Source organism: Novosphingobium sp. TK46 (assembly GCF_055361525.1).
Window position 1 is genome coordinate 1,041,822 of sequence record NZ_CM143963.1, and the last position, 19,182, is coordinate 1,061,003.

The following is a 19,182-nucleotide window of genomic DNA, read 5'->3' on the forward strand; positions in this document are numbered from 1 at the left end:
CTCAAGCCGCCTTCGCCGGTGCGGCGCGGCCACCGACGACGGCGGACCGTAGCAGATAGATGCGCCCGGCATCGACCTTGAGCGGGATGGTGGGCACGCATCCCTTGTCGTCACCCAGCGCCTCGCCGGTGCGCAGCGAGATGTTCCAGTTGTGCAACGGGCACGTCACGACGTTGCCGTGGACGATGCCTTGCGACAGCGGCCCCTGCTTGTGCGGGCAGGCGTTGAACAACGCGAAAAACTGGTGGTCCATCGTGTGGAAAATCGCGATCTCGTCGCCGCCACGCACCGGCAGCGTCCGGGCGTTGCCGGGCGCAATCTGGGTGGTGGGGCCGATATCCAGCCAGTCTCCGATCATCACACTAACTCCAGGGGGCGCACTTCGGCGAGATGCTGGTGCAGTTGGGTATCCTCGCCAGCGACACGCTTGGCCCAGGGATCATCCTGCATGAACTGCTGCGAATGGCGGAACCGCGCCGCCAGCCTGGCGACGGTGCCCGGTTCGTCGAACAGGCCCGCCTTGATATGGTCCAGGCCGACCCGCTCGATCCACGGCGCGGTGCGCTCGAGGTACCATGCCTGCTCGCGATAGAGCTGGGTAAAGGCGGCGCAGACGTCCATCGCCTCTTCCTCGGTCGCGACCTTGCACAACAGGTCGGTGACGCGAACCTTGATGCCGCCGTTGCCGCCGACGTGAAGCTCGTATCCCGAATCCACGCAGATGATGCCGAAGTCCTTGATCGTCGCTTCGGCGCAGTTGCGTGGGCAACCCGATACGGCGATCTTGAACTTGTGCGGCATCCACGACCCCCAGGTCATCTGCTCGATCTTGACGCCGAGGCCGGTGGAATCCTGCGTTCCGAAGCGGCACCAGTCGGACCCGACACAGGTCTTCACCGTGCGCAAGCTCTTGCCATAGGCGTGACCCGAAACCATCCCGGCGGCGTTGAGATCGGACCAGACGGCAGGCAGATCCTCCTTCTTGATGCCGAAGATGTCGAGGCGCTGGCCGCCCGTCACCTTCACCATAGGCGCATTGAACTTCTCGACCACATCGGCGATCGCTCGCAGTTCGCGTGGATTGGTGAGCCCGCCCCACATCCGTGGCACGACCGAATAGGTGCCGTCCTTCTGGATATTGGCGTGCATCCGCTCGTTGACGAAGCGGCTCTTCTGATCGTCGACGTATTCACCCGGCAGCGCGCACAGCAGGTAGTAGTTGAGCGCAGGGCGGCAAGACGAGCAGCCGTCCGGCGTCGACCAGTGCAGCTCCTGCATGACTTGCGGGATCGCGCGCAGATCCTTTTCGAGGATCAGGCGGCGCACATCGTCGTGCCCGAATGTCGTGCACTTGCACATCGTCTTTACTTCGCGCGCGCCGCCGTAATCGGCGCCCATCGTGAGCGACAGCAGGCTCTCGACCTGTCCGGTGCACGAACCGCACGAAGCCGAGGCCTTGCATGTCGAGCGCACCGCATCGAGCGAGCACGCACCCGCCAGGATCGACTTGACCACAGTGCCCTTGGTAACGCCGTTGCAACCACAGATCTCGGCATCGTCCGAGAGGGCGGCAACGGCACCGTTAGGGTCCGAGGGGGCGCCCCCCGCGGCGAAGGCCTGGCCGAAGATCAAGGCATCGCGGATTTCGGAGACATCCTCGCCGCGCTTCAGCAGGTCGAAGTACCAGGCGCCATCGGCGGTATCACCGTACAGCACCGCGCCGACCAGCTTGTCGTCCTTTACAATGATCCGTTTGTACACCCCGCGCGAGGCGTCGCGCATGACGATATCCTCGGCGCCGTCCTCACCCGAAAAGTCGCCGGCGGAAAACAGGTCGATGCCCGAAACCTTGAGTTTGGTGGAAGTTGCCGACCCGATATAGCCGGTCGGCGCGCCGGCGACGTGATCGGCCAATGCCCGGCACATATCCCACAGCGGCGCGACCAGGCCATAGCACAGACCGCGATGCTGCACGCACTCGCCCACCGCCAGAACGGCGGGATCGGACGTTACCATGTGATCGTCGACCAGAATGCCGCGCTCGACATCGAGGCCGGCGGCCTTGCCCAGCGCCGTGGCGGGACGGATGCCCACCGCCATGACGACGATGTCGGCGGGGATCTCGCGCCCGTCCTTCAGGCGCACACCGGCGACCTTGCCGTCGCCCTCGATGATCTCGGCGGTGTCGGCACCGGTCAGGATCGTCTGGCCGCGCCGTTCCAGCTCGGCCTTCAGCAACCAGCCGGCGGCCTCATCCAGCTGGCGTTCCATCAACGTCGGCATCAGGTGGATTACGGTCACCTTCATCCCGCGCAGGCTGAGCCCGTGCGCGGCTTCCAGACCCAGCAGGCCGCCGCCGATCACCACCGCCGTGCCGCCACCCCGGTCCGCGCCGGCCTGCGCCGCCGCGACCATCGCGTCGACATCATCGAGATCGCGGAAGGTGACGACCCCGGGCAGCTTGTGTCCCGGAACCGGGATGATGAACGGGTCGGAGCCTGTGGCGATGATCAGCCGATCGTAGGGTTCGATCCGGCCCGAACGTGTGATGACCGTCCGCGCGGCCCGGTCGATGCTGGCGACCGGATCACCCGAGACCAGCTCGATCGCGTTGTCGGCATACCAGGCGACCGGATTGATGACGATATCGTCGAACGTCTTCTCGCCGGCCAGAACCGGCGACAGCATGATCCGGTTGTAGTTCACCCGTGGTTCGGCACCGAAGATGGTGATGTGGTGGCGCCCGGGGGCCCGCGTCAGGATCTCCTCGACCGCCCGGCAACCGGCCATGCCGTTGCCGATCACGACGAGCCGTTCGGGCTCGGCGAGGCGCGGATCGTCGTCGTTCACGATTGTCCTGAGTTGAGTCATCGCCGCATCTCCGTATCGAGCGCGCACAACGCAAAAAGCCGCCACGAACAGCCCCCTGGCAGGAGCGTATCGGGCGGCTTCGTTGCCACGCATCATGTGTTGAAAAAGAGGCCGCGCTGGTTCGCCCTTCGTTGGGCGGCACGGTTGATCTTCTGATTGGAACCTAACCGATTCGCACGCGTCGGGGCAAGGACTTTTCGCAGTGCAGCATGGAACTTCGCGCAGGGTGGCTAGAAAGCCACGTCCGCTTCGAGCCAGAACTTCTCGGTATCGACATCGCTGGTGAACCGCTGGGCGCCGCGGCGCTGATAGTTCGCGTACTTGGCCAGCAGCGCGACTCTGCCCAGCTTGCAACCGGCCGACGCGTTCCATTCGTCCCCGTAGGTCACGCTGCCCACATCGCTTGAGAAATGATGCCAAATGACGTTCGCGTTGAGGCCGGGAATGGCCTTGGCATCGAACTTCCAGGCACCTGCGACATAGGCATCGCGCAAGCCGGCGTTGGGTGTCGTCAGGAACACGTCCGCCCAGCCGTTGAACTTGTGCAGCGTGGCCAGCGGCGTTTGCAACGCCCGGCCAGCCCCACCAGCAGCCTGGCGATCGCTGCCAAGCTCCTCGTAACCGGCGGTGACCGTCAGCGCCTTGAATGCCAGCGCGAGTTCCGCCGCGAGGTAATCGGCGCGGTAGGCCACGGGATTGCCGCCGTAGTCCGATTGCCGCGCGAAGCTGGCCGCGACGTTCAGCTTGGTCTTGGGAGCAAGAACGAACGAACCGGTCGCTCGCGCGCCATACGTCTGCGAGCTGTTCGCCTGCAGGAACGTCGGATCGTAATCCAGCAGGTAGGTGAACGCCTTCAGGTTGATTGGCCCAAGCTTCGCACCCGCGTCCACGAACACGAAATCACCGCCGTAGTGCTGGCGCGGTCCGGTGCCCGGCGCGAAATCCTGGCGATGGCCCGCTTCGCTGCCATAGATGGTCCGCTGGGAGTTAGCATACGTCGCGTCGATGCTGATCGGGCCAAATTTGCCTTCACCGCGAACGGCGTCGAAGGTCTGCTCGTTCTGCCGCCACAGGACACTGCCCACCCAGCGCTGATCGTCGAGGTTGATGCGCTGGCGACCCAGCGTGAGCGTGGCCGCCTTCGAGGTGTACTGGATCTGCACGCGGTTGAGCTCGATCGTCTCCGGGTCGGCCACGGTCGAGAACCGGGGGCGGCGCTGCCCGCTGGCGATGGCGAAAGGGAACGCGTTGTACCGCGTGCCCAGCGCAAGTGTGGCCTCTCCCTCGACCAGCACCGACAAACCCGAAGTGTGCTTGATTTCCGCGCCCGACCGCAGCCGCAGCGTGACGGCATCGGCGTCGGTCGTAGGTTGATCGACGCTTTCCCAGCGAAGGCGGGCATCGATGATGGGATCGATCGACAGGCCGCTGCCGATTGCGATGGGATCTCCGATCTGCGGAGAAGGCGCCGCCGCGTCGGCGGGGCAGGCAAGGCTCAAGGGGGCCGCGATCGCGACTGCTCCCAGTGTGAAACGAAGCGTCATGGTCAGTGGTCCTGGAAGCGGGCGCGGCTGCGCGAAGGGTCACGGCGAGCTGTGGCGGAGCGCGGAAATCCGTACTCCGCCGTGCAGCCTAGATGCGCACGCCGCCCAGCTTCGCGCCCCAGGTCGAGCGCCAGCGCGCCTTGACCACCGTCAGTCCGAGCAGTGCGACGACGGCAAGTCCGGCGAAGATCAGGAAGCCGGGAGCGGTGCTGCCCGACAGCTTCTTCGCAAAGCCCAGCGAGGAAGCGAGGTAGAACCCACCGACGCCACCGCCGAAGCCGACCAGCCCGGTCATCACCCCGATCTCTTCGCGGAAACGCTGTGGCACGAGCTGGAACACCGCCCCGTTGCCGACACCAAGCGTGCCCATGATGATGAGGAACATCAGCAGCGTGCCGAACAGCGACGTACCGATCATGGTCACGGCCAGCAGCACGATCGCCGCCAGGGCATAGACCGCGGTCAGTGTGTTGATCCCGCCGAAGCGGTCGGCGAATGCGCCACCGATCGGGCGCAGCAGCGAACCTGCGAAGACGCAAGCGGCGGTGCAGTATCCCGCCAGGACCGGAGTGAGACCGAAGCTATCGGCATAGTAGGTGGGCAGCGAGTTGGACAGGCCAACGAAACCGCCGAAGGTGACGAAGTAGAACAGCATGAACCACCACGCGTCCTTCTCCTTGAGCACTTGCGCATAGGCACCGAGCGACTTGGGCGCAGGCTGGTTCAGACTGTCCTTCGCCGCGATCATGTAGAAGATGAAGACGGCGACCAGCGGGATCAGCGCTAGGCCCAGGACGTCGTTCCAGCCGAATAGTTTGGCGAGCAGCGGCGCGAACAGCGCTGCAAGCACGGTGCCCGAGTTGCCCATGCCGGCGATACCCATCGCCTTGCCCTGATGCTCTGGCGGGTACCAGCGGCTGGCCAGTGGCAGCGCCACCGCGAAGCTGGCGCCTGCAAAGCCCAGGATCACCCCCAGCGCCAGGGTTCCGGCATACGAAGCGACGCCGAAGTGCCAGGCGAACGCGAGGCCAAAGATGACGATAAGCTGGTTGATTGCGCCGGTGCGCTTGGGGCCGATGCGATCACCCAAAAGGCCGTTGACGATCCGCAGGATTGCGCCGGCCAGCGTCGGCACCGCGACCATCAGGCCCTTTTGTGCGGCATCCAGACCGAGATCCTTCGAGATGATCGGCGCCAGCGGGCCCAGCATGACCCATACCATGAACGATACGTCGAAATACAGGAACGCGGCGAACAGGGTTCCGCGGTGTCCCGATTGCCAGAACCCAGAAGCCGGGGTGGTGGCCCTCGGTTCGGTGTGTAACCCTTGCTGCGGCATGGCTATGCTGTTCATCGGTGCCCCCTTGGCGCGGAGAGACAACGCAAGAAAGCCGCCGCAACCCGAGACTTCCCACAAGGAAGCGGATCAGGGCGGCGACGTTGCCACATGAATGTTTGAAGTGAAGCCGTAGACCTCGTTGCCGCTCATCGTTGAGCGGCGGTCGAAACGACTGTCAGCAAGATGAGTAACCGATTCGCCCGCGCTTCGACAAGCTTTTTTTGCAGTGCAGCGAAGTTCGCGCTCAGTCCATCGCGGCCATGTACTGGGCCAGATGCGCGGGATCGAACACTTTGCCGTCGAAGAAACGATTGCTTTGCAAGGTCATGCGCCCCTGCTGGGTTCCCACCGCCGTCGCACCCACCAGGCTGCCTTCGACCTTGGAACTGGCGCCGGGCAGTGGTTCGCCGGTACCGAGCAACGCGCTGCGATAAACGTCCGGGCGGAACACCCGCGCCGCTTTCGCCGCATCAACGGGATCGAACGCGCCGCCATCCCAGCGGACCATCTGCGTGTAGAGCCACTCCGCCTGGCTGACCCAGGGGAAGTTCGCCGCCTCGCGGTACTGGAACATGAAGTCGGCATAATGGACAAGGTCACCGCCCCGCGCCAGCAGCAGCCGGTCCGAGATTGCCCGCCGGATCAGCTCCGGATCGCCGTCGAGATACTCTGATCGTGCCAGGATCGCGGCGTTGGCGTCCCAATTGTCGGGATCGACGAAGTGTCGTCCGGCCCGGCACATCGCCCGGATCATCGCCTCTACGGAGTCGCGCCGATCGGCCAGCACACCTTCGCGCATGGCCAGCACCTTTTCCACACCGCGTCGCCAGATCTGCGCGGACGCCAGGACGATGCGGCCCACCCCGCGCTCGACCGCGACGCTGTTCCACGGCTCGCCCACACAGATGCCGTCCACCTCTCCGGATTCGAGCGCATCGGCACAGAACGGTGGCGGAACGGTGGTTATCTCGACGTCGCGATCCGGCCGGATACCGCATCCCGCCAGCCAATACCGCAGCATGTAGTTATGGCTGGAATACCGATGCACCACCCCGAACCGCAGCGGATTGCCCGCCTGGCTCCGCTGCAGGGCGATAGCCTTGAGCGCCGCGCCCGCAGTGAGCGGATCGCCCAGTCCCCCTTGCGGACAAAGAGCCGCCGCAAGCTCGGGCCGAAACGTGATCGCATTGCCGTTCAACCCCAGCACGAACGGCACGCACAGCGGTTGTGCCGGACGTCCGCGCCCCAGCGTCGTCGCGATCGCCAGCGGCGCCACCAGATGCGCGGCGTCGCTGTGTCCGTATAGCAATCGATCGAGCACCGTTGCCCAGCTGACGTCCTTGATGAGGCGCAGCGACAATCCCTCATCCTCGGCGAAACCATGCACATGCGCGAGGATCGGCAGGCAGGCGTCGACCAGCGGCAGAAAGCCGATCGTCAGTTCCTGGCCCATCACTTACCTCCCATCAGCTTGTGCGCCGTCGTGATCGCATCGGCGATTTCGACGATCTTGCGTCCCTGGTCCATCGCCGCCTTGCGCAGTTCCGCATAGGCTTTTGGCTCTGTCAGACCACGGCTGTCCATGAGAATGCGCTTGGCCCGATCGACCGTATCGCGCTCTGCCAGACGCCCCCGTGCTTCGGCCAGATCCGACTGAAGGCGCGAGAAGGCATTGAACCGTCGGACCGCCACGTCGACCAGCGAGCGGATGCGGTGAGCCGAAAGGCCATCCACGACGTAGGCCGAGACCCCGGCATCGATCGAGGCGGCGATCGCCTCGTCGTCGCTTTCGTCGACGAACATGGCGATCGGGCGATCCAGCACGCGGCTGACCGCGAAATATTCCTCGAGAACGTCACGCGACGGATTGCCCAGATCCATGAGCACGACGTCGGGGGCGATCTCCGAGATCCGCGCCACGATCCCGCGCCGCTGCGTGATGACGAATAGCTCGCACTCCGGAAGGGACGCCAGTCCCTCCTGGATGATCGAGGCGCGTGCGGCGCTTTCGTCGACGATGGCGATCCGCATGGTCACATTGCAATGCAGCATGGATCGCATGGCGGCAACCCGCTCGCTTCATCTACGTACGCCCGTGTCTCATCGGGAGCATGAAGGTTGGGCAACGCAGGCGGACGGGTCCGTCCTGCGCAGGCCAGGCAACATCACCAACTGCCGGTGTTGGGCATCGACAGCCATGGTTCGGCGGGTGGCAGCCTGCCATCCTGCAGCAATTCGATCGAAATGCCATCGGGTGTGCGCACGAAGGCCATATGTCCATCGCGAGGCGGGCGATTGATCGTGACGCCGGCTTCCATCAGTCGCTGGCACGTCTCGTAGATATCATCGACCCGATAGGCGAGGTGACCGAAGTTGCGACCGCCGGTGTATTCTTCGGCGTCCCAGTTGTGGGTCAATTCGATCTCGGCCTGTTCGTCTCCGGGCGCGGCCAGATAGATCAGTGTGAAACGGCCTTGCTCGCTGCTCATGCGGCGCGTTTCCTTGAGGCCCAGCAGTTCGAGGAAACGAATGGTGGCGTCGGGGTCGGTGACCCGGACCATCGTGTGAAGATACTTCATCAGGGGCCTATGCCTCATCGCTAACGCGAGCGCGCGATGGAAAATCGTGATGACTGCAAATGGAATTTTCAAAGCCACACTTTTGCGTAGGGAGGCGCATGGTTTATCGAAGCGCACAGCCGCCAGCGGTGCGCCATCCTCAACGCACCATGTCATCAAGACCATGTATACCAATGGCTTGTTCGTGCGTTACAAGATGAGCTGCCATACGCATGGCTTGAAGCAAGGGACTCTCTTTTTCATGAACGACAAGAACGGGCTCGAGCTTTCGAGGCGCGGTGTGCTGGTTGCCGGCGCGGTGACGGCAGCGAGCACCGCAGTCGCGTTGCCAGCCGACGCGCAGACCCAGGCGGCCAGCCCGCAGTCGCCCCTGGCGATGGTATCGATGAAGGTCAACGGCAAGCGGCAGGATTTGAACCTCGACACGCGCACCACCTTGCTCGACGCGCTGCGCGAGCATCTGCACCTGACCGGAACGAAAAAAGGCTGCGACCACGGCCAGTGCGGCGCCTGCACCGTCATCGTCGAGGGTGAGCGGATCAACAGCTGCCTCAGCCTGGCCGTGATGCACCAAGGCGACGAGATCACCACGATCGAGGGTCTGGGCACACCGGACAAGCTGCACCCGATGCAGGCCGCCTTCATCAAGCACGACGGCTATCAGTGCGGCTATTGCACACCGGGGCAGATCTGCTCGGCGGTCGCGGTGCTGGACGAGATCAAGCGCGGCATCCCCAGCCACGTACAGGCCGATGTCGCCGGCAAGCCGACACTGAGCAATGCCGAGATGCGCGAGCGGATGAGCGGCAACATCTGCCGCTGTGGCGCCTATTCGAACATCCTCGAAGCGATGGAAGACGTCGCGGGAGTACGTGCATGAAGTCCTTCACTTACGAACGCGCCCAGTCGCCGGCACAGGCCGCCGCGGCGGTAGCCGGCAAGCGCGGCGCCAAGTTCGTGGCGGGCGGTACGAACCTGCTCGACCTGATGAAGCTTGAGATCGAGACACCCACACATCTGGTCGACGTGCAGGATCTGAAGCTCGACAAGATCGAGCCGACAGACGACGGTGGATTGCGCATCGGCGCCTTGGTGACGAACACCAAGCTCGCGGCCGATACCCGCGTGCGCCGCGACTATGGCGTGCTTACCAAGGCGATCGTCGCGGGTGCCTCGGGTCAGTTGCGCAACAAGGCGACGACCGCCGGAAACCTGCTCCAGCGGACCCGTTGCCCCTACTTCTACGACCCCAACCAGCCATGCAACAAGCGCAAGCCGGGAACGGGCTGCGCGGCATTGGGAGGCTATTCGCGCCAGCTTGGTGTCATCGGCACTTCGGACGCGTGCATCGCCACGCATCCCGGCGACATGGCGCAGGCGATGCGCGTGCTCGATGCCACCGTGGAGACCGTCAACCCGCAAGGCGAGGCGCGCGCGATCCCGATCGCGGACTTCCACCGACTGTGGGGCGACACGCCGCATGTCGAAACCGCGCTGCAACCCGGTGAGCTGATCACGGCGGTGACGCTGCCCAAGCCGCTGGGCGGGCGCCACTTCTACCAGAAGGTGCGCGACCGCGCATCGTACGCCTTCGCGCTCGTCTCAGTCGCGGCGGTGATTCAGCCGGACGGTACCGGCAGAGCCTCGTTTGGCGGCGTCGCTCCCAAGCCGTGGCGCGCCGAGGCCGCCGACGCGATGATGCCGCGCGGCGCCGCCGCCGTCGCCCGCAGCGCCTTTGCCGGTGCGCGTCCGACCGAGGACAACCGCTTCAAGCTGGCCCTTGCCGAGCGTACGCTCGCATTGGTGCTCGCCCAAGCCAAGGAGGCTTGACCCCATGAAGTTCGACACGCCAGCGACCACCAATCCGATCGACCAGCTCAAGGTCGTCGGCAAGCCTACCGATCGCATCGACGGACCGCGCAAGACTACAGGCACCGCGCCTTACGCCTATGAACGCCACGATGTGGTCGCCAACCAGGCCTATGGCTACATCGTCGGTTCGGCGATCGCCAAGGGACGCATCGCGCGGATCGACACCGTCGATGCGAAAGCCGCACCCGGTGTGGTGACGGTCATCACCGCGCTCGAGCATGAGGCGACCGCGCCATCCAAATCCTGCGCAGTCACCAACTTCGGCGGACCGGAAATCTTTCACTACCACCAGGCCATTGCGCTCGTCGTGGCCGAGACGTTCGAGCAGGCGCGCGCCGCCGCCGGGCTGGTGCGCGTCGAATATGCGCGTGCCGCCGGCAAGTTCGACCTCGCCAAGGAAGAAGCCAATGCGCCCCTGGCCAAGGGCGACAGCGGTGAAGGATCTGGAGCGCCGCCGATCGCGCGCATCGGCGACTTCGCAGGCGCCTTCGCCAAGGCACCGGTCAAGATCGATCAGATCTACACCACGCCCGATGAAAGCCATGCGATGATGGAGCCGCACGCCACGATCGCGGCGTGGAACGGCGACAAGCTGACGCTGTGGACGTCAAATCAGATGATCGCCTGGGCCAAGGCCAGCCTCGCCAACTCGCTCAAGATCAAGCCCGAGAACCTGCGGGTGGATTCGCCCTTCATCGGCGGCGGGTTTGGCGGCAAGCTGTTCGTGCGCTCAGACGCGATCGTCGCGGCGCTGGGCGCGAAGGCTGCGGGACGCCCGGTCAAGGTGGCGTTGCAACGCCCGCTGATGATGAACAACACCACGCACCGCCCCGCCACGATCCAGCACGTGCGCCTGGGGGCTACGCGCGACGGCAAGCTGACCGCGATCGCGCACTCGTCCACCAGCGGCAACCTGCCCGACGGCAAGCCGGAAGCGGCCGTGGCGCAGACCCGGCTGTTCTATGCTGCCCCCAATCGCGAAACGTACATGAAGCTCGCCGTGCTCGATCTGCCCGAAGGCAATGCAATGCGCGCACCGGGCGAGGCGCCGGGGCTGATGGTGCTGGAAATGGCGATGGACGAGCTCGCCGAAAAACTGGGCATGGACCCGGTCGAATTGCGGATCGTCAACGACACGCAAGTCGACCCGGAGAAGCCGGAACGCCTCTATTCGGGGCGCCATCTGATCGAATGCCTGCGCACCGGCGCCGATCGGTTCGGCTGGTCCAGGCGCAACCCCAAGCCCGCGCAAGTGCGCGAAGGACGCTGGCTGGTCGGCATGGGCATGGCGGCAGGCTTTCGCAACAACGTGCTCACCAAATCCGCAGCGCGCATCCGGCTCGAACGCGATGGGCGCCTGACGGTCGAAACCGACATGACCGACATCGGCACCGGCAGCTATACCATCCTGGCGCAGACCGCAGCCGAAGTGATGGGCGTAGATATCGACCGGGTGACGGTAAGACTGGGTGACTCCGACTTTCCGGCATCGGCGGGATCGGGCGGCCAGTGGGGCGGCAACAACTCCACCGCCGGACTCTATGCCGCGGCGATGAAGCTGCGCCAGTCGATCGTCCAGCAGTTGGGGATGAGCGGTACCGATGTGCAGTTTGCCGATGGCAAGGTCACGTCCGGCGGCAAGAGCGTGGCGTTGGCGGATGCCGCGCGTGCCGGTCCGATCACGGCTGAAGACGGCATCGAGTACGGCGATCTCGCCAAGAAGTTCCAGCAGTCGACCTTCGCCGCGCACTTCGTCGAAGTGGCGGTCAACAGCTACACCGGCGAGGCGCGGGTCCGCCGCATGCTGGCAGTGTGCGATGCCGGCCGTATCCTCAACCCGAAGGCCGCGCGTAGCCAGGTGATCGGCGCGATGACGATGGGCGTGGGCGCCGCGCTGATGGAGGAACTCGCCGTCGACAAGCGGTTCGGGTATTTCGTCAATCACGACCTCGCGAGCTACGAAGTGCCGGTGCATGCAGATATCCCGCACCAGGAGGTGATCTTCCTCGATTATCCCGACGACAAGTCCTCGCCGATGAAGGCCAAGGGTGTGGGCGAACTGGGACTTTGCGGCGTGGGTGCGGCGATCGCCAACGCCATCTACAACGCCACCGGCGTACGGGTGCGCGACTATCCCGTTACGCTGGACAAGCACCTCGCGAATCTTCCGCAAGTCGCCTGAAACCACAACCCGGCCCCCTTGCCGCGTGGCCGGGTTGTCTCGCGCATTTCGATCTGTATGGGTCGCTGGCGGCGTTGCACCGGCGTGGCACTATCGGGGGTAAGGTGTTGTGCTGCAGCCCATAAATAGCGCATGGAGGCTGACGGGGGTTCCGATCATTGGGGCGCTCACTTGCGGAGAGAAGAATGCAGCCTGTCCCGCACGATGCTGCGACCGGAGTCGTCGGTCTCGATGACGTACTAAAAGGCGGCTTTGCACGCGGCCGAGCCTACCTTATCGAAGGCAGCCCCGGCGCGGGAAAGACGACGATTGCCTTGCAATATCTGCTGACAGGGGCGGCGCTGGGCGAACGCTGCCTGTATATCACCTTGTCAGAAACCGAGGACGAACTTCGGGCGAGCGCCGTGTCGCATGGATGGGTTCTGGACGGGATCGAAATCTACGAGTTGGTCCCGCCTGAAAGCCTGCTCGACGAGGAACAACAGCAAAGCCTGCTTTATTCCTCGGACCTCGAACTGGGCGAGACCACCCGGCGCATTTTCGAGACTTTCGAACGTACGCGACCCGATCGTGTCGTGCTCGACAGCTTGTCCGAGATCCGCCTGCTGGCGCAAAGCTCGCTGCGGTATCGCCGCCAGATCCTCGCTCTGAAGCATTACTTCGCGCATCAGAACGCGACCGTGCTGATGCTTGACGACATGACGAGCGATACCAACGACAAGACCGTCCATTCGGTGGCGCATGGCGTGATCCGGCTGGAAGAACTTGCGCCCGACTATGGCGCCGAAAGGCGACGCTTGCGCGTGATCAAGTATCGTGGGCGCCGCTATCGCGGTGGATACCATGACTTCGCGATCCGTACCGGCGGCGTCCACGTGTTCCCCAGACTCGTCTCCGCAGAACATCGTGGCTCGTTCAGTCGTGACGCGTTCGGCACCGGCCTGCCCGAGTTCGATGCGTTGCTCGGCGGCGGCGTCGAGCGCGGATCGAGCGTGCTCGTGCTCGGCCCCGCGGGGACCGGCAAGTCGATCATCATGCTCACTTTCATCCAGAACGCGATCGAGCGCGGCGAACGCGCGGCGATGTTCGTCTTCGATGAGGAATTGGGCTTGCTGATCGAACGCGCCAAGAAGGTCGGCATCGACCTGCAAACCATGGTCGATTCCGGCTCGCTGGTGCTGGAACAAGTGGATGCCGCCGAACTGACGCCAGGCGAATTTGCAGAACGGGTGCGCTCCTGCGTAGAATCCAGCGATGCGCGAACAGTCGTGATCGACAGCCTCAACGGCTACCAGGCAGCTATGCCGGGCGAATTTGCGCTGGTGCTACACATCCACGAATTGCTGCAATACCTGAACCGCAAGGGCGCGACGACATTCCTCACTGTCGCTCAGCACGGGCTGGTCGGCGATATGAAGTCGCCCGTGGATGTCACCTATCTCGCCGATACAGTGGTTCTGCTACGTTATTTCGAGGCGACAGGCCGTGTCCGACGCGCGATTTCGATCGTGAAGAAGCGCACCGGCGCGCATGAGGATACCATCCGCGAATACCAGATCGGCGCGGGCGGCGTCTCTCTCGGACCGCCGCTCAAGCAGTTTCAGGGCATCCTGCGTGGCGTGCCGATCATCGTCGGCGAAAATGCGGCGCCATCGGGCACGGGATTGCTCACCGGTGAGGACGTTTGAACCGTACCACTCTGTCGGAGCGGGCGCTGGTCGTGGCGCCGCGCGGTCGCGATGCGGCGCTGGCGGTGGCAATGCTGGGCGAGGCAAGCATCGATGCCACCGCCTGCACGTCCATCGCAGACCTTATCGCCGAGCTCGATACGGGTGCGGCGTTCGTGGTCGTCACGGAGGAGGCGATCGCGACCGCCGACATGCGCGAGTTGTCGGGCTGGCTGGCGCGCCAGGCGGAATGGTCGGATCTGCCCTTCGTGCTGCTTACCAACCGTGGTGGTGGGCTGGAACGCAACCCGGCGGCCGCACGCAATCTGGAACTGCTCGGGAACGTCACCTTCCTTGAGCGACCATTTCATCCTACTACCCTGCTCAGTCTCGCGCGTTCGGCGATCCGTGGCCGCCGCCGCCAGTACGAGGCGCGGGCCCGACTGATCGCCCTTCGTGAGAGCGAAGAGCGGTATCGCATGCTCTTCGATACGATGGACGAAGGGTTCTGCATCATCGAGTTCATCGATGGCCCGCATGGTCCCTTGAGCGACTATATCCACGTTCAGGCCAATCCCGCATACGAGCGCCACGCCGGAATTACGCAGGTCGTGGGCAAGCGCGTGCGCGAAGTCGTCCTCGATGAAGCGGATGACTGGATCGAGATCTACCGTCGCGTCCTGGTGACCGGTGAGCCGGCGCGCTTCGAACGCGAGCTGGAAGTGAACGGACGCCATCTCGAACTCGCAGCATTCCGCATCGAGCCGCCGGAGCGGCGCGAAGTGGCGGTTATATTCCAGGACGTCACCGGACGTCGCAACGCCGAGATTGCGCTACGCGCCAGTGAATCGCGGTACCGCACCCTGTTCGAGACGATCGAATCGGGTTTCTGCGTGATCGAGGTGTGTCGCGACGATCCCCGAGGCGGGACGGACCTGCGCATCATCGAAGCGAACCCTGCGTTCGAGCGACACTCGCGGATTACTGACGCACCTGGCAAGCAATTGCGCAGCCTGGCGCCTAGCGTGGAGGAATCCTGGTACCAGCGCTACGCCCGGATTGTCGACACCGGCGTCCCCGAGCGGTTCGAGGTGGGGTCGGCAGAGGCGGGTCGCTGGTTCGACGTCTATGCGTTTCGCATCGACTATCCCGAGGAAAGACATGTCGCGGTGCTGTTCCACGACGTGTCGGAGCAGCGCAACGCGCGCGAACGCCTGCGCCGGATGAACGAGACGCTGGAAGGACAGGTCGCCGAGCGATCGGCCGAACTGGACCGTACGTGGCGCCTCAGCCAGGATCTGTTCGGCATCGCCGATGGCGACGGCTATTTTTTCCGCACCAATCCGGCATGGCAGCGCGTTCTGGGCTGGTCGGCCGATGAGATCGCGGCCAAGCACTTCTCCGACCTCATCCATCCCGATGACGAGCGGACGATGTCGGCGGCATTCGACGCCTCGCGCACGGACTCCCCGGCTTTCCTGTTCGAGAACCGTTTCCGCGCACGCGATGGTTCCTACCGCTGGCTGGCGTGGTCGGTGACGCTGGAGGACGACTTCTTCTATTGCATCGCGCGCGACATCACCGCCGACAAGGAGCAGACCGCCGCGCTGGATGCCGCGCAGGAGGCCTTGCGCCAGAGCCAGAAGATGGAAGCGATGGGTCAGTTGACCGGCGGCGTCGCGCACGATTTCAACAATCTGCTTACCCCGATCGTCGGCAGCCTCGACCTCTTGCGTCGACGTGGTCTTGGTGGCGAGCGCGAACAGCGCCTGATCAACGGCGCCATGCAATCGGCAGAACGCGCCAGGGTGCTGGTTCAGCGCCTGCTCGCGTTCGCCCGCCGACAACCGCTGCAAGCCGTCCCGGTCGATCTGGCCACGCTGGTCGCGGGCATGTCCAGCCTGGTGGAGAGCACCACTGGCCCCAAGATCAAGCTGCAGATCGACACGGCACCCGGCTTGCCTGCGGCGATGGTCGATCCCAACCAGCTCGAGATGGCGCTGCTCAACCTGGCGGTGAACGCGCGCGACGCGATGCCGGAGGGCGGCACCTTGCGCATCGCGGCGATGGCCGACGAGGTGACGACCGCTCACGACGATTTGCGGACCGGGCGCTACATCCGCCTCTCGGTTGCCGACAACGGTACGGGCATGGATGAAACGACCCTCGCGCGCGCGGTCGAGCCATTCTACTCGACGAAAGGCATCGGCAAGGGCACCGGCCTCGGGCTCTCGATGGTCCACGGGCTTGCCTCGCAGCTGGGCGGCGCATTGCGCATAGACAGTCAGGTCGGGGTCGGCACCTCGATCGAATTGTGGCTTCCCCAGGCACGCGGGGCCGCGCCGGTGGCGACCGAGACCGCGAGGACCATCGCCGAACCTTCAAGCCGTGGCCGCGCCTTGCTGGTCGACGACGAGCAGCTCGTCCGCATGAGCACGGCCGACATGCTTACCGACCTTGGCTATCAGGTGGTCGAAACCGCTTCGGCAGAGGAAGCGCTCGATCTTATCCATCGTGACGAGACCTTCGACCTGCTCGTTACCGACCACATGATGCCGGGCATGACCGGGGTGGAGCTCGCCCGCATCATACGCGCCGAACGCCCGAGCCTGCCAGTGCTGCTCGTATCGGGCTATGCCGAGAACGACGGGCTGGAACCCGATCTGCCACGCCTTGCCAAACCATTCCGCGCCGACGAACTGGCTGCATCGCTCGAACAGATCTAGCGACCCGCTAGAACAAGCCCGGCAACCATTGCTCGCGCGGCCCCTCGACCGGCGGCGTGGCAACCGGTTCGCTGGCCCAGCGCTCGCCGGTTCGCTCGACGCCGAGTTCCACGTCGCGACTGCGACACAGCGCCAGTGCCTCGTCGGCGCTGCCATCGGTCCAGCGTTCCCAGTCGTCGCGTGCGAGCAGCACCGGCATCCGGTCATGCACATCGACCATCTGCGAAGAGGCATCGGTCATCACCATAGTGTAGGCATCGCCCCACTCGTCGGTCGGGCGCCACAGCCCCGCGACAGCGAACGTCTCCGCACCCGCCGGCGTGTACCAGGTCCGGGTCATGTGGCCGCGCTTGCCTTCGGCTTCGGCCCAGGCGTCGACGGGGATCAGGCAGCGGCGGGTCTTGAAGCTGGGCAGCCAGAAGCCGGTCAGCAGCTTGTCGTCGCGCGCGTTGGTCACCGGCTTGGGTTTCAGCGGCTGGCCCTGTCGCCCTTTCAGCACCAGCGGGAAGCCCCACGTCATCGCGCGCGCCTTACCTTCGGCGACGACCAGCCCGGGATAGCCGGGATAGATTTCCTCGGCATGGTTGGCGCCGGTATCGGGCAGCACTTCGAACAGCCGCGCGACCTCGGCCACGCCCTTGGTCATGCGATAGAGATTGCACATGGCTCAGGCGTTCCCGACCACCCAGCACGCCAGCGTCATCAGCAGACCGGCGAAACGGTTGGCACGAAAGCGATCGAGCGCGTTGCCGTCACTCGCCACTTCCAGCGTCGCCACTTGCCACAGCAAGTGCAGCGCCATCGGCACCAGCGCGAGCAACGCCAGCCAGTCCGGCCGTACCAGCCAGAACGCCGCCGCCCAGCTGGCGACGGCAACACCATAGAACGTGGCGACACCACCGCGCACGTGGCTCCCCATGCGCAAAGCCGAGGATCGCACTCCGACGAGCGCATCGTCTTCGCGGTCCTGCAGCGCATAGATCGTGTCGTAGCCGATCACCCAGGCGATTGAACCGGCATAGAGCAAGGCGAGCGCGGGCAGGCCATCCGCGCGCACCTCGACCCAGCCGACCAGCGCCGCCCAGGAAAAGACCAGTCCCAGCCACGCCTGTGGCCACCAGGTGATGCGCTTCATGAAGGGGTAGGCGGCGACCGGCGCCACGCTGGCCAGTGCCACCAGTTGCGCCTGCCAGCGCAACTGCAGCAGCACGACCAGTCCCACCAGGCACAGTGCGAGCAGCCAGGCCCACGCCAGCTTCCTGCCGATCCGTCCGCTGGCAACCGGGCGCGCGGCGGTGCGCGCGACCTGGCGATCGATGTCGGCATCGACGATGTCGTTATAGACGCAGCCCGCCCCCCGCATGGCGATCGATCCCAGCAGCAACCAGGCGATCAGGCCCCAGCGATCCCCACCGCCCGCCAGGGCCACGCCCCAAGCGCCCGGCCAGAACAACAGCCACCAGCCGATCGGCCGGTCGAAGCGCGCCAGCAGCGCCAGGTCGCGCAAAGTGGGCGGCAGCGCGGAAACCAGCCCGCGGTGCTGCGTGTCGGGTACGATCTGGGACATATCGTTCGGGGAGATAGCGGCAGCCGATCCGATCCGCTAGGTGCGGCTGCATGTCTGCCACCCCCGCCTGGCCTCCCAAGAGCGCGCCGCGCCTGTTCGTTCCCGGTCCCCTTGCCGAAGGGGGTGCGGTAGCGATCGAGGGACCACAGGCGCATTACCTGTCGCGCGTGATGCGGATCGTCAGCGGCGACGCCGTCGTCCTTTGCGACGACGAAACCGGCGAATGGGTGGCGCAAGTGGCCGAGGCGGGCAAGCGCGGCGTCTCGCTCATCGTACGGGAGCGATCGCGCCCGCGTGAGGACGTGCCCGACTTCTGGCTGTGCACCGCGCTGCTCAAGAAGCCGAATTTCGATCTTGTACTCGAAAAGGCCACCGAGCTTGGCGTACGGCGCATCCAGCCGCTCGTCACGCGCCGGTGCGTAGCCGACAAGCTCAACGACGAGCGCGCTCGTACCATCGTCACCGAAGCGGCAGAGCAATGCGCCCGGACCGCCCTGCCCGAGGTTTGCGCCGTCGTGCGACTCGAGGCGATGCTGCGTGACTGGCCGCAGAAGCGCACTCTGTTTTTTGCCGACGAAAACGGAGGTGATCCAGCCGCCACGGCCTTTGCCGCGCACGCTGGCCCCGCAGCGCTGCTCATCGGACCGGAGGGCGGCTTCGACGACAGCGAGCGGGACGCCATTCGCGCCTTGCCCCAGGCCCACCCCATCGGCCTCGGTCCGCGCATCCTGCGCGCCGAGACGGCGGCGATCGCGGGAACGGCCTTGTGGATGGGAACCGTGGGCGACTGGCACAATTCGCTGGCGCAACAATTGCCGCTCGCTTAACGGCTCAG

General features: G+C 65.0%; 15 protein-coding genes. 6 read left to right on the plus strand and 9 right to left on the minus strand.

Going from position 1 to position 19,182, the window contains the following annotated elements:
* Position 1 precedes the first annotated feature (1 nt).
* The 7 genes from nirD to ACXJ1Z_RS04870 all read right to left on the minus strand — a co-directional run bounded on the left by nirD (position 2) and on the right by ACXJ1Z_RS04870 (position 8,333).
* Positions 2–358, minus strand: coding sequence for a nitrite reductase small subunit NirD (gene nirD / locus ACXJ1Z_RS04840; protein ID WP_463779961.1), 357 nt, complete (start codon positions 356–358; stop codon positions 2–4).
* On the minus strand, positions 358–2,871 hold the full coding sequence (gene nirB / locus ACXJ1Z_RS04845) for a nitrite reductase large subunit NirB (RefSeq protein WP_463779962.1): 2,514 nt from the start codon (positions 2,869–2,871) through the stop codon (positions 358–360). Before nirB ends, nirD begins: the two co-directional genes overlap by 1 nt.
* A gap of 230 nt (positions 2,872–3,101) precedes the next feature.
* On the minus strand, positions 3,102–4,415 hold the full coding sequence (locus tag ACXJ1Z_RS04850) for an alginate export family protein (protein ID WP_463779963.1): 1,314 nt from the start codon (positions 4,413–4,415) through the stop codon (positions 3,102–3,104).
* A gap of 88 nt (positions 4,416–4,503) precedes the next feature.
* On the minus strand, positions 4,504–5,754 hold the full coding sequence (locus ACXJ1Z_RS04855; protein ID WP_463781169.1) for a nitrate/nitrite transporter: 1,251 nt from the start codon (positions 5,752–5,754) through the stop codon (positions 4,504–4,506).
* 244 nt (positions 5,755–5,998) lie between these two features.
* Positions 5,999–7,207 (minus strand): CmpA/NrtA family ABC transporter substrate-binding protein, encoded by a 1,209-nt coding sequence (locus tag ACXJ1Z_RS04860; RefSeq protein WP_463779965.1) that lies wholly within the window; start codon positions 7,205–7,207, stop codon positions 5,999–6,001.
* Entirely contained in the window at positions 7,207–7,785 is a 579-nt protein-coding gene (locus tag ACXJ1Z_RS04865) for an ANTAR domain-containing response regulator (protein ID WP_463779967.1), read from the minus strand. Before ACXJ1Z_RS04865 ends, ACXJ1Z_RS04860 begins: the two co-directional genes overlap by 1 nt.
* A 134-nt stretch (positions 7,786–7,919) precedes the next feature.
* Complete coding sequence (locus tag ACXJ1Z_RS04870) at positions 7,920–8,333, minus strand: VOC family protein (protein ID WP_463779969.1); 414 nt, start codon at positions 8,331–8,333, stop codon at positions 7,920–7,922.
* A 241-nt stretch (positions 8,334–8,574) separates the two neighbouring features.
* Between ACXJ1Z_RS04870 and paoA the strand changes: the two genes are divergently transcribed.
* The 5 genes from paoA to ACXJ1Z_RS04895 all read left to right on the plus strand — a co-directional run bounded on the left by paoA (position 8,575) and on the right by ACXJ1Z_RS04895 (position 16,780).
* Positions 8,575–9,213 carry an aldehyde dehydrogenase iron-sulfur subunit PaoA gene (paoA, locus tag ACXJ1Z_RS04875; protein WP_463779970.1) on the plus strand — a complete coding sequence of 213 codons (639 nt, stop codon included), beginning with the start codon at positions 8,575–8,577 and terminating at the stop codon, positions 9,211–9,213.
* Entirely contained in the window at positions 9,210–10,163 is a 954-nt protein-coding gene (locus ACXJ1Z_RS04880) for an FAD binding domain-containing protein (protein ID WP_463779971.1), read from the plus strand. Before paoA ends, ACXJ1Z_RS04880 begins: the two co-directional genes overlap by 4 nt.
* Before the next feature lie 4 nt (positions 10,164–10,167).
* On the plus strand, positions 10,168–12,387 hold the full coding sequence (paoC, locus tag ACXJ1Z_RS04885; RefSeq protein WP_463779973.1) for an aldehyde oxidoreductase molybdenum-binding subunit PaoC: 2,220 nt from the start codon (positions 10,168–10,170) through the stop codon (positions 12,385–12,387).
* A gap of 185 nt (positions 12,388–12,572) precedes the next feature.
* Positions 12,573–14,075, plus strand: a complete 1,503-nt coding sequence (locus ACXJ1Z_RS04890) for an ATPase domain-containing protein (protein ID WP_463779974.1) — start codon at positions 12,573–12,575, stop codon at positions 14,073–14,075.
* 71 nt (positions 14,076–14,146) lie between these two features.
* A complete protein-coding gene (locus tag ACXJ1Z_RS04895) occupies positions 14,147–16,780 on the plus strand; it encodes a hybrid sensor histidine kinase/response regulator (RefSeq protein WP_463781170.1) in 2,634 nt (877 codons plus the stop codon).
* Positions 16,781–16,787: 7 nt separating this feature from the next.
* Here ACXJ1Z_RS04895 and ACXJ1Z_RS04900 read toward each other — a convergent pair whose 3' ends face one another.
* Both ACXJ1Z_RS04900 and ubiA read right to left on the minus strand, forming a co-directional pair.
* Complete coding sequence (locus ACXJ1Z_RS04900; RefSeq protein ID WP_463779975.1) at positions 16,788–17,444, minus strand: SOS response-associated peptidase; 657 nt, start codon at positions 17,442–17,444, stop codon at positions 16,788–16,790.
* Between the two features lie 3 nt (positions 17,445–17,447).
* Positions 17,448–18,347: a 4-hydroxybenzoate octaprenyltransferase gene (gene ubiA, locus ACXJ1Z_RS04905; protein ID WP_463779976.1), complete on the minus strand. Its 900-nt coding sequence runs from the start codon at positions 18,345–18,347 to the stop codon at positions 17,448–17,450.
* 50 nt (positions 18,348–18,397) lie between these two features.
* On the opposite strand from ubiA, the gene ACXJ1Z_RS04910 reads away from it, so the two are divergent.
* Positions 18,398–19,174, plus strand: coding sequence for a 16S rRNA (uracil(1498)-N(3))-methyltransferase (locus tag ACXJ1Z_RS04910; RefSeq protein WP_463779978.1), 777 nt, complete (start codon positions 18,398–18,400; stop codon positions 19,172–19,174).
* Positions 19,175–19,182 lie beyond the last annotated feature (8 nt).

Coding starts and splice junctions, on each gene's coding strand:
- nirD (WP_463779961.1), bottom strand. CDS start 358: ATGATCGGAGACTGGCTGGATATCGGCCCCACCACCCAGATTGCGCCC.
- nirB (WP_463779962.1), bottom strand. CDS start 2,871: ATGACTCAACTCAGGACAATCGTGAACGACGACGATCCGCGCCTCGCC.
- ACXJ1Z_RS04850 (WP_463779963.1), bottom strand. CDS start 4,415: ATGACGCTTCGTTTCACACTGGGAGCAGTCGCGATCGCGGCCCCCTTG.
- ACXJ1Z_RS04855 (WP_463781169.1), bottom strand. CDS start 5,754: ATGCCGCAGCAAGGGTTACACACCGAACCGAGGGCCACCACCCCGGCT.
- ACXJ1Z_RS04860 (WP_463779965.1), bottom strand. CDS start 7,207: ATGGGCCAGGAACTGACGATCGGCTTTCTGCCGCTGGTCGACGCCTGC.
- ACXJ1Z_RS04865 (WP_463779967.1), bottom strand. CDS start 7,785: ATGCGGATCGCCATCGTCGACGAAAGCGCCGCACGCGCCTCGATCATC.
- ACXJ1Z_RS04870 (WP_463779969.1), bottom strand. CDS start 8,333: ATGAAGTATCTTCACACGATGGTCCGGGTCACCGACCCCGACGCCACC.
- paoA (WP_463779970.1), top strand. CDS start 8,575: ATGAACGACAAGAACGGGCTCGAGCTTTCGAGGCGCGGTGTGCTGGTT.
- ACXJ1Z_RS04880 (WP_463779971.1), top strand. CDS start 9,210: ATGAAGTCCTTCACTTACGAACGCGCCCAGTCGCCGGCACAGGCCGCC.
- paoC (WP_463779973.1), top strand. CDS start 10,168: ATGAAGTTCGACACGCCAGCGACCACCAATCCGATCGACCAGCTCAAG.
- ACXJ1Z_RS04890 (WP_463779974.1), top strand. CDS start 12,573: ATGCAGCCTGTCCCGCACGATGCTGCGACCGGAGTCGTCGGTCTCGAT.
- ACXJ1Z_RS04895 (WP_463781170.1), top strand. CDS start 14,147: ATGCTGGGCGAGGCAAGCATCGATGCCACCGCCTGCACGTCCATCGCA.
- ACXJ1Z_RS04900 (WP_463779975.1), bottom strand. CDS start 17,444: ATGTGCAATCTCTATCGCATGACCAAGGGCGTGGCCGAGGTCGCGCGG.
- ubiA (WP_463779976.1), bottom strand. CDS start 18,347: ATGTCCCAGATCGTACCCGACACGCAGCACCGCGGGCTGGTTTCCGCG.
- ACXJ1Z_RS04910 (WP_463779978.1), top strand. CDS start 18,398: ATGTCTGCCACCCCCGCCTGGCCTCCCAAGAGCGCGCCGCGCCTGTTC.